This is a genomic window from Deefgea piscis, from assembly GCF_019665785.1.
Lineage (GTDB): Bacteria > Pseudomonadota > Gammaproteobacteria > Burkholderiales > Chitinibacteraceae > Deefgea.
The window spans coordinates 1,201,206-1,217,745 of the sequence record NZ_CP081149.1 but is presented as its reverse complement, the minus strand read 5'-3'; the positions used below and the strand labels follow the sequence as shown (position 1 = coordinate 1,217,745).

General features: G+C 50.5%; 10 protein-coding genes and 1 pseudogene. 6 read left to right on the top strand and 5 right to left on the bottom strand.

The features are described 5' to 3' along the window. Positions 1-395: 395 nt before the first annotated feature. Positions 396-482 (bottom strand): annotated as a pseudogene (locus K4H25_RS17115) (PEP-CTERM sorting domain-containing protein); the annotation flags it as partial. A gap of 839 nt (positions 483-1,321) precedes the next feature. Between K4H25_RS17115 and K4H25_RS05675 the strand changes: the two are divergent. Beyond that, positions 1,322-1,621: a hypothetical protein gene (locus K4H25_RS05675; protein ID WP_221022392.1), complete on the top strand. Its 300-nt coding sequence runs from the start codon at positions 1,322-1,324 to the stop codon at positions 1,619-1,621. An 846-nt stretch (positions 1,622-2,467) separates the two neighbouring features. Here the strand turns inward: K4H25_RS05675 and K4H25_RS05670 are convergent. Next, positions 2,468-3,268: a hypothetical protein gene (locus K4H25_RS05670; RefSeq protein WP_221022391.1), complete on the bottom strand. Its 801-nt coding sequence runs from the start codon at positions 3,266-3,268 to the stop codon at positions 2,468-2,470. A 58-nt stretch (positions 3,269-3,326) separates the two neighbouring features. After that, a complete protein-coding gene (locus tag K4H25_RS05665; protein ID WP_221022390.1) occupies positions 3,327-3,854 on the bottom strand; it encodes a gamma carbonic anhydrase family protein in 528 nt (175 codons plus the stop codon). A 188-nt stretch (positions 3,855-4,042) separates the two neighbouring features. On the opposite strand from K4H25_RS05665, the gene K4H25_RS05660 reads away from it, so the two are divergent. The 5 genes from K4H25_RS05660 (at position 4,043) to K4H25_RS05640 (ending at position 13,081) form a co-directional block, all read left to right on the top strand. Next, positions 4,043-6,088, top strand: coding sequence for a M3 family metallopeptidase (locus K4H25_RS05660; RefSeq protein ID WP_221022389.1), 2,046 nt, complete (start codon positions 4,043-4,045; stop codon positions 6,086-6,088). A 718-nt stretch (positions 6,089-6,806) separates the two neighbouring features. After that, on the top strand, positions 6,807-7,094 hold the full coding sequence (locus K4H25_RS05655; RefSeq protein WP_221022388.1) for a hypothetical protein: 288 nt from the start codon (positions 6,807-6,809) through the stop codon (positions 7,092-7,094). Positions 7,095-7,251: 157 nt separating this feature from the next. Then, positions 7,252-8,481, top strand: coding sequence for a TolC family protein (locus K4H25_RS05650; protein ID WP_221022387.1), 1,230 nt, complete (start codon positions 7,252-7,254; stop codon positions 8,479-8,481). Then, positions 8,478-9,953 carry an efflux RND transporter periplasmic adaptor subunit gene (locus tag K4H25_RS05645; protein ID WP_221022386.1) on the top strand — a complete coding sequence of 492 codons (1,476 nt, stop codon included), beginning with the start codon at positions 8,478-8,480 and terminating at the stop codon, positions 9,951-9,953. The genes K4H25_RS05650 and K4H25_RS05645 overlap by 4 nt, the downstream gene beginning before the upstream one ends. Beyond that, complete coding sequence (locus K4H25_RS05640; RefSeq protein WP_221022385.1) at positions 9,950-13,081, top strand: efflux RND transporter permease subunit; 3,132 nt, start codon at positions 9,950-9,952, stop codon at positions 13,079-13,081. The genes K4H25_RS05645 and K4H25_RS05640 overlap by 4 nt, the downstream gene beginning before the upstream one ends. 517 nt (positions 13,082-13,598) lie before the next feature. On the opposite strand, the gene K4H25_RS05635 is transcribed toward K4H25_RS05640, so the two are convergent. After that, positions 13,599-14,348 carry a hypothetical protein gene (locus tag K4H25_RS05635; RefSeq protein WP_221022384.1) on the bottom strand — a complete coding sequence of 250 codons (750 nt, stop codon included), beginning with the start codon at positions 14,346-14,348 and terminating at the stop codon, positions 13,599-13,601. Positions 14,349-14,551: 203 nt separating this feature from the next. Next, on the bottom strand, positions 14,552-15,928 hold the full coding sequence (chrA, locus tag K4H25_RS05630; RefSeq protein ID WP_221022383.1) for a chromate efflux transporter: 1,377 nt from the start codon (positions 15,926-15,928) through the stop codon (positions 14,552-14,554). Positions 15,929-16,540: the final 612 nt, after the last annotated feature.

Here is a 16,540-nt window from a genome sequence, read left to right as displayed (position 1 = left end):
TAGCATAACGATCAATCACACCTTGCCACCATGCTTTTATCGCAACGTAGAGCGACAATGAGTGCAGCGAATTGCTGCCGTATCAGCCGCAAACAAGCATTGCAACTGCGATTCATGCGTAAACCGCCAATCCAACACCAGCAACACCAGCAACACCAGCACCAGCACCAGCACCAGCACCAGCACCAGCAACACCAATCATAAGCATAGGGTATAACCATCTAAATCATATAAATCAACATCAGCAGAGCTATACCCAAATGGTAGTGAAAATCCCGCAGAGATTTGCGCTGCAAAGCAAAGCCTTGCCCCCCCTTGGCTACCCGCAGCAAAAATAAAACCAGCGCAATAAAAAAACCACGCAATTGGTGGCTTGAGCAACATACCCGTAGCGATTAACGTTGCCGGCGGCGCGCGGCGAATAAAGCAACGAGTCCCAAACCCATTAAAGCATACGTTTCTGGCTCTGGCACCGGCGCTAAAACTAAATTATCGACACTCATATGGTTGCTGGTATTGAGTAAATTCAGTCGCGAAATATTATTCCAGCCATTAAAACTCAACGTGCCTGCGCTTGGCCCAATCACACTAGAAAACAATAATTCATTCGATAGACCATACGCAGTTAAGGTGCCCGCCGCGCCAGGCACCGAATAGCTCACATCAAGGCTTTTTAGGCTGAACAAGCCTTGGGTAAACGTGAAGTCAACGGAATTACCCGCATAACCTTCCGCATCTAAATGCAACTGTCCAGCAACTGGCCAGCCCCATATTTTTCCTGCCAGCGGCGTGGTGACAATACCGTCTTCAACATAACTAGTTTGATTAACAATCATGTCCGTTACGCCACTAAATGTGCTGATATTGGCCTGTGCGGCAGTCGCCGAAAAAAGCATAGCGGCACACAAACTCGATAATTGAAGGAGCTTCATTGGACGGTTCCTAGTTGGTTTACGCACAAACATTACACTTAATGTAATCTATGTTCCGTTGCGAACACATGCAAACAGCGATCACTTATATGCTAGCGAAACATTCAAACAAAACACATAAACACATGATTTAAAACAACAAAATAAAAACATAGGCGTTTTTACTCAAAAATAAACACCTAAGCCACAAGCGGCTCAGCCCATCTCGCATCAATAAATACCAATTCCTTCAACACACGGCATCGGCGTCATTGAATGCAGCAGCGCAACAAATTAAATCTTACTGGCGTTTTACGGATAAAATATACCACCTGTATTTTTTAGCCCCCCGTATGACTGCAAAGCATTTCTTTTTTTCGCTCGTCGCCTTAAGCCTCATCGGTGTGGCAATGGCTTTTTTAATCCTCAAAGAAAAAGAGCACGATGGTCATTGGCCGTGGCCGCTCAATGGTCGAGTGATCAATCACAGCCCAAAACCAGTCCAAGTGTGGGATGACAATAGCCAATTTTACTTCGTCGCCGCCGGACAAAGCAGCAGCAACAGTCTAGACATCGACCACGCACAAGAGCCCAGCAGCCAACGCTGGTGCAAAATCGACGCCCATACTTTAGTCGTCAATCCCAACGGCACATTCGCCAACTGCCCCTGCTACGCCCTAGCTGCAGGCCGCCCGTGCATTAAGTTCTAAACCCACAACGCCAGCACATAAAAAAACCGCCGGAATAATCCAGCGGTTTTGTTTAAATCATATTCGCGGTAAACGCTGGGCTTGATCAGTTCCGTAGCCCCGATAGAGCAAAGCGAAATCGGGGGAATGGACACATGCGTACGATTACGCTTCGCTAATCGTACCTACAGTGCTTAGACGGGATCTCAAGCCCCAGACCAACGATCAAGACAATAGTAGATGTATTGCCAGCAATGCATTGATATTCAATCCCTAGCAGTAAATACTCCTATAGGGTGTGATAATCCCGCAGGGATTTGCGCACCAAACCCTCGATTGAGCAGCGATGTAATAAACATCGCATCCGCGTGCGCAAATCAAAGATTTGCACACCCTCCGGCGAGCCCAGCACCAGCACCAGCACGAAACCAAGCACACCCATGGTGGACTCATGGTTTTCTATCCCCTTTATCCAGCCGAGTGAGGAACAAGCGGGGCGGGGTTTTTGCGTTCATTGTTTGAGGCCGCAGAACCGTAGCTCCGATAGAGCAAAGCGAAATCGGAGGAATGGACACATGCGTACGATTACGCTTCGCTAATCGTACCTACAGTGCTTTGCAGATGACGGGGTTCCCGCAAAGTTGCAAACTTTGTGGGGTGTGAGGCAAATCCCCTAACCTGCCCTCGCGGCAGAACGCGCACCAAAACCACGCGGCGCAGCCGCATAAACAACAAAACCGCCGGAATAATCCAGCGGTTTTGTTTAAATCATATTCGCGGTAAACGTTGGGCTTTATCAGTTCCGTAGCCCCGATAGAGCAAAGCGAAATCGGGGGAATGGACACATGCGTAGCTACTTAAGTAATTTCATTTTTTTTCATTCTCAATTGAATTTAATATATCCATAAAATGGCTAGCCGTTTTAGTATCTCCAGCCTCTAAGGCTGATACAATTTCTTTTTTAACCCTTTCCAGCTCTACTTCATTTGCTGCATTCATAGACTCTCTTACTGAGTGCCGAATGGCCTCATCTTCAGCAATGCGGCGTACTCTTCTATTATCTAAGCTATCAACTGATTTTATTGCAATAGATTTAGTTGCAGGTAGCGCAATTTTTTTGACAAAAACAATTACAACAAATATAAATATCCCTAAAAAAATATAAATCATAACTCTTTGGTTAACCGCTTCACGAAGGAAAGTATCATGCTCGCTAGAAATCAATTCAAAGTATTTTTTTGATTCAGACTTGAACCCTTCCAGAACGAACTCCTTCTTACTATCTTTTTCAGAAGAAACTTCCAGCTTTGTTTTTTCGATTGTAATCACAGGAGATTCTTCATTAAGAAAAGCATCGATAATTCTGGGGTCCTGCGCCAAGTCAGTTATCTCATCCAATGAAAAGTTAGAGTAACTCATTTTAGACCCCCTGCTTATGGAGCCATCGCCATTTTCTACTCTTTGAAATCTAATGGTTTTATCGCAATATTTTTCAGGAATAAATTTATCAAGTGCAATTCTACAAACATAATCTGTAGATATGGACATTCCATCTACAATCCACTCTGGCCGCTGAGCATCATATTTATTTGGAGATTTACTAACAACAACTGGTTTTGCAAAGCACCCAGCAGAAAGAACTAGCAATATACTAATCAACGCCTTCATTCACTTAGTCCTTATTTATAAATTTCATGTGTGGTATCCCCATTGTCAATAAAATAACTCACACCACATACTTCCCCATCAACCGCACATAATGCGCTGCCGAATAAGAAAAATGCTTAATTTCATCTTCCGTTAATTCCCGCACTTCTTTCACCGGTCGGCCCATATATAAATAGCCCGAGCGTAATACTTTATTCGGTGGCACTAAGGATCCGGCACCGATCATCACGTGGTCTTCGATGATGGCGCGGTCGAGCACGATGGTGCCCATGCCGATCAGGCATTCATTGCCGATGGTGCAGCCGTGCAGCATCACGCCATGGCCGATGGTGACGCGCTCGCCGATAACCAGTGGCGCGCCGAGCGGATCATCGGGGCGTTTGTGGGTGGTGTGTAGCACGCTGTTGTCTTGCACATTGCTGTCTTTGCCAACGTGGATATGGTTCACATCGCCGCGCAGCACCGCGCCCGGCCAGATAGAGACGTTGTCACCGAGTTTCACTTCGCCAATGACACTCGCTTGCGCGTGCACCCAAGCGCCACTTCCAATTTCTGGTTGTATCCCATCAAAAGACTCAATCGACATTGCGAGAACTCCTTGAATTCGGGCAAAAAAAGCCCATTTAGTATTTATTGAACATTAAAAAATTCCATCCGTAGGAGCGGGCTTGCCCGCGAATGCACGGCTTTTGAGATCGCCTTCGCGGGCAAGCCCGCTCCTACGCTTACTTATTGCTTAAATTCTATATTCCACCATTCTACCCGAGACCGACCATGACCCAAGCTAATCCCCTTCTCGATTTTGCCGATTTACCGCGCTATAGCGAAGTCAAACCTGAACACGTGAATCCGGCGCTGGATATTTTGCTCGCAACGGCGGCGGAGGCGATTGCCCAAGCCGAGCAAATTACGAATGCATCTTGGGATAGTTTGAGTGTTTTAGAGGCGCCGCTGGAAAACCTAGGCCGCGCCTGGGGCGTGGTGGCGCATTTGGAATCGGTGGTCAATTCACCCGAATTGCGCGAAGTGTATAACGCCAATATTCCACGGATTTCAAACTTTTTTACTGAAATCGGCCAAAACGAAAAACTATTCGCTTTATATAAAGCAGTCAAAGAGCGCGAATACGACGGCTTAAATCCAACGCGCAAAACGGTGATTGATGATGCGATTCGCGGCTTTGTGTTGTCGGGTGCAGAGTTGCCAACTGCGCAAAAAGATCGCTTTAAAGACATCGAAGAAAAACTCTCTGAGTTGACGACTAAATTCTCACAAAACGTACTCGATGCCACCGATGATTTTGCGCTGTATGTCACTGCGGAAGAGCTCGCGGGTTTGCCTGCCGATAACCTCTCGGCTGCGGCAGCAGCAGCCAAGGCGGACGGTAAAGACGGCTACAAAATCACGCTAAAAATGCCGTCGTATATGCCGGTGATGCAATACGTGCAAAATCGTGAGTTACGTGAGCAACTGTATAAAGCGTATTCCACCCGCGCTTCTGAATTTGGCAAAGCCGAATGGGATAACGGCAAGTTAATCCCAGAAATCTTGGCGCTACGCCAAGAGGCGGCGACATTATTGGGCTTTAAGAATTTTGGCGAAGAATCACTCGTCACAAAAATGGCCGATAGCCCACAGCAAGTCATCGACTTTTTAAGCGATTTGGCGCAACGCGCCAAGCCATTTATGCTGGCTGATCGCGCCGAGCTCGAATGCTTTGCCCAGTCTGAATTTGGCATTGAAAAGCTGCAAGCGTGGGATGTGGCCTTGGTGTCTGAGCGCCTGCGCGAAGAAAAATACTCGTTTAGCGAACAAGAAGTAAAACAATACTTCACCGAGCCAACAGTGCTAACTGGCTTATTTAAATTGATTTCCGAGCTGTATGGCCTGCAGTTCGTTGCTAGCCAAGCCCCAGTGTGGCATACCGATGTACGGTATTTTGATCTCAAAAACAACGACGGCAGTTTGGTCGGTGGCCTCTATATGGATTTGCATGCCCGCGAAGGCAAGCAAGGCGGCGCGTGGATGAATGATGTACGCGGCCGTAAATTGCAGGCGGACGGTACCGTGCAAACGCCAGTGGCGCTGATTGTGTGTAATTTCGCCAGCGGCGTCGATGGCAAAGACGCGATGTTGCCGCACGATGATGTGATTACCTTGTTCCATGAAATGGGCCATGCGCTGCATCATTTGCTGACTGAAGTGGACGAGCTGGAAGTATCAGGCATTAGCGGCGTGGAATGGGATGCGGTGGAATTGCCAAGCCAGTTTATGGAAAACTTCTGCTGGGAATGGCAGGTATTGCCAGCGCTGACGCATCACACCGATACCGGCGAAGCGATACCTCGCCCACTCTTTGATAAAATGTTGGCGGCGAAAAACTTCCATAGCGGCTCTGGCTTGCAACGCCAATTGTATTTCTCGATTTTTGATATGGCTTTGCACCAAAAATCCGAAGCCGTTTCTGCTGGTGATTTAAGCGCCTTTGCGCAAGCGGTGCAGCAAGAATTGGCGCTGCCTTTGCCGCCGGAATATAACCGCTTCCCGCAATCATTTAGTCATATTTTTGCTGGCGGCTATGCCGCAGGCTATTACAGCTATAAGTGGGCGGAAGTACTCAGCGCCGATGCGTACGCGGCATTTGAAGAAGCGGCCGATCAAACGGGCGCTAGTGTGGTCAACGCTGAAGTCGGCGCACGATTCCGTAAAGAAATTTTAGCCGTCGGCGGCTCGCGCCCTGCGGCAGAATCCTTTGCCGCCTTCCGCGGCCGCGCACCAGCGATTGATGCACTGCTACGCCACAATGGTTTGACGGAATAAATCGATCAAGCGACCTCGCGCTTGCTGCTACGAGGTGGCCTGATACTCGGCGGAAAGATGGTGCAAACAAAAAAAGCGAAACTTCGGTTTCGCTTTTTTATTGGGTATTGCGCTATAAGCATTACTATAAAAGAGCTACAGAGCAACACCAAATCCTTAAGGCTTTTTTTGTTTAAGTGCCTGCGGCACATTATTTTACAGTCGCAGTCCGCGACGGGGACTCACTTTTCTTGCTTCGCCAAGAAAAGTAAGCAAAAGAAGGCGACCCGAGCGCGCCCAGCTCCGCTGTACCCTCGATCGATCGTGAGCCAAACGATAAAACTGTTTGTCTCACTCCTCACTCGGTGCGCTTAGACGGGATTTTTAAGCCCCAGCTCGACGAGCGCGGCACAGCATCAACACCAAATCTTAACATTGCCTTTTTTAAGACATGTCCAGATTACATATTGAAGTACCACGCCTATCAGACATAAAACCCCGTTCACCCGCGCCGAATGCCGCAAGAAACCCAAGTTAAATCGTTTGGCGCGTGGCCATCGACGCGGAGCGATGAATTTGATGCGCATCATAAAATCAGAGATTATTCAAATGGCATTTGTAAGTCTCACATATACTGCCGACTATGCGTGGCATTCTCTATCTCCTTTTCTTTATCTCCATTGCGTTTCAAGGCTGGGCCAATGCTCGCCCGCAAGATTCGCACTGCATGATGAAAACGATGAGTTCGCCGGTTCAAGCGCATTCAACACACCAAGCGCAGCAAATGCAGCAAATGCAAGACTGCGATCAAGCAATGCCAGCATGTTGCGATGCGCAGCACACGGCGCAAACATCCCCATCGAGCTGTCAACACAATGTCGACTGCCAATCGAGCCAATTTGGCGTACTCGATTTAGCACTGGCCAAGCCGCAGCTATTTTTTACTGCAATCTACACCCCTACGCTACACGCCGTTCCGGCGTCGTTTGATCCATCCAATGTTTGGCGTCCGCCACAGCACAGCTAATTCCATCTAAATAAGGTTCTCTTGCTCGGTACTGCTTCAGACCGGCACGAGAGTTTGTGCTCGCTGCTTGATTGCAGCCAGCAAATTGATTTGGAGTTAGAACATGAGACTTTTCTCGTGCCAGCACCTTGCAAGCAAAATGTGCTTAGCAGGTCTGATGAGCTGTATTCCTGTTAGCGCTATTGCCGTAACGTTTGAATCCGCCCAACAACTGGCTCTGGCCAATGCGCCGCAACTTCGCGCCAGCCATGCGCAAGTCACTGCGGCGCAGCAATTGGCGATTCCAGCCGGCGAATTGCCCGACCCAAAAATCAAATTGGCGGTTGATAATCTACCCGTCTCGGGTCCCGATCGGTTTAACCCCAGCTTTAATGGCATGGCGATGCAAACTGTCGCACTGATGCAGGAGTTTCCCAATCGCGATAAACGCAATGCCCGAATTCAAGCGGCCAATGCGCGCATCGCCATCAGCGAAATGGACAATAAAATCACCCAGCAAAATGTGGCGCGAGAAACCGCCCAAGCTTGGATTGCGCAATACAGCGTTGAGCAACAGCTAAGTTTGATTGATGCTCTCGAAGCCGAAAACCAACTTTTTAGCCAAGTGATTCAAGCGCAATTGGCCTCAGGCAAAGGCAGCATTAGCGATACGATTTTGCCCAAACAAGAGCGCGCTCGACTCAGCGAAATACGCGATGAACTCAGCGCACGCCGCGCACAAGCGATGGCGCAACTCAAGCGTTGGGTGGGTGCCGCCGCAGATGAAGGCGTAACGGGGCTGATGCCAACGTTTCAGATTGATGCGCAGGCTTTACAAAATCACCTCGCCAATCGCCCTGAATTAGCCGCGTTTGACCCTAAAGGCAATGTGCTCAACGCCGAGATTGCCGAAGCGCGCGCCGGCAAAACGCCCGATTGGGGTGTTGAGCTCAAATATCAGCGCAATCCACATGATGACGACTCAGTGATGTTGGAATTTTCCTTTGATTTACCGATTTTTTCGGGCCAACGACAAGACCCAATGATTGCCGCCAAAGTGGCAGAAAAAACCGCGCTCGACGCCGAACGCGAAGCGTCGCTGCGGGAACGCAGTGCTGAATTAGCCAACGACATCGCCGATTTACAGCGCTTGCAACAAGCCAATCAACGCTATCAAGCCACGCTGATTCCCTTGGCAACAGAAAAAATCAGCCTGACTTTAAGCGCGTGGAAAAGTGGCAAAGCCGCACTCAGTGAAGTGATTGCTGCGCGGCGAGATCGGCTCGACACCCAGCTCAAAGCCATCGCGGTAAGGGGCGAGCTGCAGCAACTGCAAGCGCGTTTGCACTTCACCTACAACAACGCCATCGCCAGTATCGCCGCCAACACCGCAGGAGCCGCACAATGAATACCAAAAAAACCATCATCGCCCTCGCCATCGGCGCGGCCTTGCTCGGCCTTGGGGTCGTTGGCGGCAGAATGAGCGCCTCGCCCCATCAAATGGAGCCCGTATCAGCCCAACCAGAAAAAAAAGTACTGTATTGGTACGACCCAATGAAACCCGATATGCAGTTTGATAAACCGGGTAAATCGCCATTTATGGATATGGATTTGGTGCCGAAATACGCTGGCGACAGTAGCGACAGCGCTGGCGTAAAAATCGACGCGCAAACGCTACAAAACACTGGGATGCGCGCCGCCGTGGTTGAGCGCGTATCAGTTGCTCAGCACATCGATACCACCGGGATGCTGGCGTTTAATGAGCGCGACATCGCCATTGAGCAAGCGCGCAGCGCGGGGTTTGTTGAGCGCGTTTGGCCTTTAGCGCCGGGCGACATGATTGCCATTGGCCAACCACTGGCCGAAGTTCTGATGCCCGAATGGACTGCCGCGCAGCATGAGTTTCTGGCCATTCGCAGCAGTAATGACGCCAGCTTAATCAGTGCCGCGCGCGAGCGTTTGCGCTTAACCGGCATGCCGGCGAGTTTGATTGCGAACGTTGAAAAAACCGGCAAAATCAGCGCCCGCCAAACGCTACGCAGCAGCCAAGCTGGCGTGATTCAAGAGCTCGCAGTCCGCAGTGGCATGACGCTAGCAGCTGGGCAAACACTGGCCACGATCAACGGCATTAGCTCGGTGTGGCTGGATGTGGCCGTTCCCGAAGCGCAATCGGCTTGGGTTCAAGTTGGCGGCAAAGCCGACATTGCCTTGGCCGCTTTTCCCGGCGTACCACTCACCGGCAAAATCACCGCGATTTTGCCGAGCTTAAATGACGCCAGCCGCAGCATCAAAGTGCGCGTAGAGCTAGCCAATCGGGATGGCCGTTTACGCCCCGGCATGTCGGCACAAGTCAAACTCGCAGCTCATTCAGCCAACTCAGCGCTGGTGGTGCCAACAGAAGCCGTGATACGCACTGGTAAACGCGCGCTGGTGATGCGGCTTAATGCAGACAATCACTTTGAGCCAGTTGAAGTCATCCTCGGTGCTGAAGTCGGTGACAAAACCATCATCGCTAGCGGCTTAACTGAAGGGCAAAAAATCGTTGCTAGCGGGCAATTCTTGATTGAATCCGAAGCCAATTTGGCCGGCATTAAAACCAAGCTGATCAGTGAGCCCGCCGCAATCAGCACGCCTGCCGTCGTTATCGATGAAGCCAATGCCAGCATTAAAGCCATGGATGACACACAAGTCACGCTGGCGCACGAGGCATTCAAAATCATCGGCATGTCGGCCATGACGATGCCGTATCCGGTGAGCAACCCCGAGGTACTCAAAGGCTTTAAAGTCGGCGACAAAGTGCGCGCCACAGTGCAGCAAACCGATGATGGCTTAATGCTTAAACGTCTACAGATCATCCCCAAATCAGGAGGTCACTCATGATTGCTCACCTTATACGTTGGTCGGTTGCGAACCGATTTTTAGTGCTGCTGGCGATGGCCTTTCTGACTGCTTGGGGCGTTTGGGCGGTGAAAACCACGCCGATTGACGCCCTGCCCGATTTATCCGATGTGCAAGTGATTATCCGCACCAGTTATCCGGGGCAAGCGCCGCAGATTGTCGAAAACCAAGTCACCTATCCGCTGACCACCACCATGTTGTCGGTGCCCGGCGCCAAAACCGTGCGGGGTTTTTCTTTCTTTGGCGATAGTTTTGTTTATGTACTGTTTGACGACAGCACCGATTTGTATTGGGCGCGCTCGCGCGTTTTGGAATATCTCAATCAAATCCAAAGCCGTTTACCCGCCTCTGCCAAATCATCCTTAGGCCCCGATGCCACCGGTGTCGGCTGGATTTATCAATATTCATTGGTGGATAAAACCGGCCAATATGATTTGTCACAACTGCGCGCTTTACAAGATTGGTATCTGAAGTTCGAGCTGAAAACGCTGCCCAATGTCGCCGAAGTGGCCACCGTCGGTGGCATGGTCAAGCAATATCAAATCGTGCTGGATCCGGTGAAGTTAATCAACTTTGGTATTAGCCAAAGCGAAGTACGTGAAGCGGTGGAAAAAGCCAACCAAGAAACCGGTGGTGGGGTTTTAGAAGCCGGTGAAACCGAACTCATGGTACGTACCGACGGCTATCTAAAGTCCATCAACGACTTCAAGGCTATACCCATCAAACTGGCGAATAATGTGCCGGTTTTACTCGGCGACGTGGCCCATATCCAGCTTGGCCCTGAGATGCGCCGCGGGATTAGCGAGCTCGATGGCGAAGGTGAAGTCGTTGGTGGCGTGGTGATTTTGCGCTCAGGTAAAAACGCCCGCGATACCCTCACGGCAGTGCATAACAAGCTAGAGCAACTTAAACCCAGCCTGCCCGCTGGCGTTGAAATCGTCACCACCTATGATCGCAGTCATTTAATTGATCGCGCCATTGAAAACTTGAGCTTTAAATTACTCGAAGAATTTCTAGTGGTAGCGCTGGTTTGCGTGATTTTTCTCGGGCATTTTCGCTCCAGCATGGTGGCGATTGTCTCCTTGCCGCTCGGCGTGCTGATCGCGTTTTTGGTGATGCGCTATCAGGGGGTGAACGCCAATATCATGTCGCTCGGCGGCATCGCAATTGCCGTTGGCGCGATGGTCGATGCTGCGGTGGTGATGATTGAAAACGCGCATAAAAAAGTCGAAGCTTGGCAACACGCCCATCCGGGCGAGGAGCTAAAAGGCGATGCGCATTGGCAAGTGATGACCGATGCGGCGGTTGAAGTTGGCCCGGCGCTGTTTTTCTCTTTGCTGATTATCACGCTGTCGTTTATTCCGGTGTTTACGCTCGAAGCGCAAGAAGGCCGACTATTCTCACCACTGGCGTTTACCAAAACCTACGCCATGGCCGCCGCTGCCGCACTATCGGTGACGCTGATTCCGATTTTGATGGGCTATTGGATCCGCGGCAAACTACCTGAAGAGAATAAAAATCCGCTCAATCGCTGGCTAATTCGGATTTATCGCCCGCTGCTCGATGCTGTTTTGGCCAAACCCAAAACCACGCTCGTGGTGTCGGTACTGGTCTTTTTGACTGCGCTGTGGCCGATTCAGCACTTGGGTGGCGAGTTTTTGCCGCCGCTCGATGAAGGTGATTTGCTGTATATGCCATCGGCCTTGCCGGGCTTATCGGCGCAAAAAGCCAGCGAGTTACTGCAGCAAACCAACCGGATGATTAAAACCGTGCCCGAGGTGGCACATGTTTCGGGCAAAGCCGGTCGCGCCGAAACGGCCACCGATCCTGCACCGCTAGAAATGTTTGAAACGACGATCCAGTTCAAGCCGCGCGATCAATGGCGAGCCGGTATGACGCCGCAAAAACTGATTGAAGAGCTCGATAATGCGGTGAAAGTACCGGGCATGGCCAATATCTGGGTGCCACCGATTCGTAACCGCATCGATATGTTGGCCACTGGGATTAAAAGCCCGATTGGCGTCAAAATTGCCGGCAGCAATCTGGATGATTTAGACCAAATTGCGCAGCAAATTGAAGCCATCGCCAAAACCGTTCCCGGCGTGAGCTCAGCGCTGGCCGAGCGACTCACCGGTGGGCGCTATGTCGATGTCAAAATTGATCGCGCGGCAGCGGCACGCTATGGGCTCAATATCAGCGATGTGCAGGCGGTGGTTGCCAGCGCCATTGGCGGCGACAATATCGGTGAAACCGTTGAAGGTTTGGCGCGCTTTCCGATCAATATGCGCTATCCGCGTGAATGGCGCGATACCGTCGACAAGGTCGCTAGCCTGCCACTATTAACCCCACAAGGCGCGCAAATTACGCTGGGCATGGTGGCAAAAGTGTTGGTGACTGACGGCCCGCCCATGCTCAAAAGCGAAAATGCCCGCCCGACCGGCTGGGTATATGTCGATGTGCGCGATCGTGATTTGGCATCCGTGGCGCAAGATTTACGCCGCGCCGTCAGCGAGCAAATCAAACTTGCACCTGGGATTAGTATTAGTTATTCCGGGCAGTTTGAGTTTTTGGAACGCGCCAATGAACGGCTCAAACTGGTTGTTCCTGCGACTTTGCTCATCATCTTTGTACTGCTTTATCTCACCTTTAAACGCTTTGATGAAGCCTTACTGATTATGGCAACGCTGCCCTTGGCACTCACTGGCGGCGTGTGGTTCCTGTATTTAATGGGCTACAACCTATCGATTGCCACGGGGGTGGGGTTTATTGCTTTGGCGGGGGTTTCGGCTGAATTTGGCGTGATTATGCTGCTGTATCTAAAAAATGCACAGCAAGAACGACTCGACCAAGGCGATCACAGCAATGCGGGCTTACACGATGCCATTACTGAAGGCGCGGTATTGCGCGTGCGCCCCAAAGCCATGACCGTCGCCGTGATTATCGCCGGTTTGCTGCCGATTTTATTTGGCAGTGGGTCTGGTAGCGAAATCATGAGCCGGATTGCTGCTCCTATGGTCGGCGGAATGATTACTGCGCCTTTGTTGTCGCTATTTATTATTCCTGCCGCTTACCAATTAATGCGCCGAAAAAAACCCGCAACCCGCGATTAATTCGGTGGCGATGCCGTCGTTTAACGCCGCACTCGGTGGCAAGACGACGGATCAAGTATAAAAAAAAGCGGAACCTCGGTTCCGCTTTTTTAGGTAATGTTCAGATTACGTGTTGATGGTTTTAAGTGCCTACGGCACGGCTGTTTACAGTCGCAGTCAGTGGCGGCCCCCTCTTTCTTTGACTCGCCAAAGAAAGAGGGGGAAAGAAAGGCGCCCCGAGCGCGCATCGGTCCCCGATGCCCTCGATCGTCGTGATCCAAACGATATAGCTGTTTGTCTCACTCCTCACTCGGTGCGCTTAGACGGGTGTTTAAGCCCCAGTCCGACGAGCGCGGCACGGCATCAACACCAAATCTGAACATTGCCATTTTTATTGGGTATAGCTATAGAGATCTTATCTAACAATAGCTCACAATAGATACCCTATTATTTAGAGTGATACTCAGATTTGCTGCTGGTGGTGGTTTTAAGTGCCTGCGGCACAGCACAACACACCAGCACCAAATCTAAAAAATGCTTACTTTGCTGGGCGGCCGGTTTTGATTTTTTCTAGCTGATGCAGCATTTTATGTAGCTCTTCATCGGCCAAGGCGCTTAAAGCATTTAAGCCAGCACGAATCAATTCGCTTTTTTTCACTTCAAGACCGGCGCCGATCACCCGCTGTTTTAATGCGGCAATCAAGGCGTAGTCGGCTTCGGGGAAGGTAAAACTATCGCGAATTAATTTGGCTTTTTTTCCCGCTTTTTTCGCTGGTAACTGGCTGGCTTTATCGAGTTTTTTACCCATTTTGGCTTGCGGCGCAGCGCTTGATTGCTCGCTGAGTAAATGCGTGGCCAAGGTTTCCAGATCATCAACAGAAACCGCCGCTTTACGTTTGCTAGTCACTTTAGCCATTGGCACATCGGCGACCGTGCTGGCGGTGTCAGCTTTAGCTGCGATGGGTTTAGCGACGGGTTTAGCTGTGGCAGTTTTCGTTGCGGCGGGCTTACGCGCAGCGGCTTTGGTCGCAGTAGCAGGGTTGGCCTTGACTGCGCTTGGCGCTGCGAGAGCAACGGCGCTCGATTCAGCGCTAGTGGGCGCCGTGTTCGATTTAGCTGGCGTGGTTCGAGCGCGGCGCGTTGTCGTTTTACGCGCTGTGCTGGCGCTGGTTTTTGGCGCAGCTGCGGCAGGAACTGTTGCTGCTGGTGTTGCAACTGGTGCGGCGCTTTCTACGGCGTTTTTAGGGTCTTTCACAATCGCCACCGCTGGATTTGTGGATTTAGTCATCAAAATCTCCATCAATAAAAGAATATAAACCGTATAAACACTTTACCCTGCTATTTTGCATGGTTTTAGCTGAAACATACATGTCTATTTGATGACAAATACTTAAATACAAACTAACAACATTTGAAAAACCATAAATCAGCGCTTTGCTGCGCGGCAAGCTCATTGCTTGGCCGATAACGCACCACAGCAATTAAACAAATTTACTGCAAGCTCGTTTTCAGGATTAAACCCAGCACCGCACTGGCGGCAATCACGTGGATGACATTGCTTTTGTATTTAAATAAAGCGATGGCCGCCGCGATGGAAATCAATACCGCAAGCCAATCGATTGAACTCAAAATGCCGCTGGCAAAGCCCGTTGGCCACCACACGTGATAGCCAAAAAACAGCGCCAGATTCACGATCACCCCCACCACTGCGGCGGTAATCGCCGTTAAGGGTGCGGTAAATTTCAAATCATTGTGGGTGGTTTCAATCAACGGAGCACCCGCAAAAATAAACAAAAATGACGGCAAAAAAGTAAACCATGTCACCAAACAAGCGGCGAGCGCACCGGCTAAAAACACCGATTCGGGCCCAAACAGCGCCTTGGTATAGCCGCCGATAAAACCAACAAAAGCCACCACCATAATCAACGGCCCCGGTGTGGTTTCGCCCAGCGCCAAGCCATCAATCATTTGTGTTGGCGTTAGCCATTGGAAGTCCAGCACCGCGCCTTGATACACATACGGCAGCACCGCATACGCGCCACCAAATGTGAGCAACGCGGCTTTGGTAAAGAACCACGCCATTTGCGTGAAGGTATGCTGCCAGCCAAAATACGCCATCAATAAGCCCATCGGCACCAGCCACAGCAGCGCACCGATCACGATGATTTTAAGCAGTCGGGCCCAGCTAAAAATCGCATGCGCTGGCGTGGGCGTATCGTCGTCAATCAATGCCGCGCCGTAAGACTGAGCGCCCTTGCCATGCCCACCAGCGGTTTTGAATTTGTCTGGCGCTATTTTGCCGCCGATATAGCCAACCACGGCCGCCACCAAGACAATCAACGGAAACGGTACATTCAGCGCAAAAATCGCCACAAATGACGCACCCGCAATGCCCCACAACAGATTATTTTTAAGCGCGCGCGAGCCGATGCGATGCGCCGCTTGCAGCACAATCGCCGTCACCGCCGGCTTAATCCCGTAAAACAATCCCGCCACCAGCGGTACATCGCCAAAAGCAATATAAACCCACGCCAATACAATGAGTATCACCAGCGAAGGCAATACAAACAACACCCCAGCGGCAATACCCCCACGGGTTGTATGCATTAACCAGCCAATATACGTTGCCAATTGCTGCGCCTCGGGGCCGGGCAACACCATGCAATAGTTCAGCGCGTGCAAAAAACGTTTTTCTGAAATCCAACGCCGCCGCTCAACCAGCTCTTGATGCATGATGGCAATTTGCCCAGCAGGCCCACCAAAGCTAATTAAGCCCAGTTTTAACCAAAACCAAAACGCTTGCCAAAAGCTCACCGTAGGTGGCGGCAGTTCAGTGGGTACGGTGGTGGGGATTTCATTTGGATTCATTGAATTTCCGAGCATCAAGCGCAGCCACACGCCAGCAAGCAAGGCACGAACTGCGGGAAAAATAGATTAGGCGATCGATCCGCTGCCTTACGATCCGCAGTCTTAAATAGGACGTAGACCCAAGACAAAGCAGCGTGACACCGCAGGTTGGCATTTTCACGACAAAAGAGTGCGATTAACGCTGCGCCCAAGCCCAAAAACTGACATTCAGTGTTTTTTGCTGGGGATCAAAAGAAGCTCTGCCGTCATTTCACCGGCAGAGATTACAACATTTTTGTAAGCAAAAAAAAATAATCAATCGGCAAGATCAAGCAAAAAAAGAAGATAACAAATAGGTATAGCCATCTAGGCTTTAATTAAAATGGCATAGACAGTAATACCCCAAATAATTACTTCAAAACCAAGCGCCATTGCACTGTGGTTTTATTTGGCAACACGGCAGTGCTGCATTGGCGATGGCTAGGGGTTTTTGAAGTTTGGTTTGGCGGCGGCTTTTTTAAAAAAAGTCAGCCTGATGCTGCGTTACCAAGCGCTGACGTAGAATGACTACGCTGCGCGCTTTGTGCCTTGGCTCATGCCAAAATCCGCGCAAACGCGGTTGTTAGCCAAGCA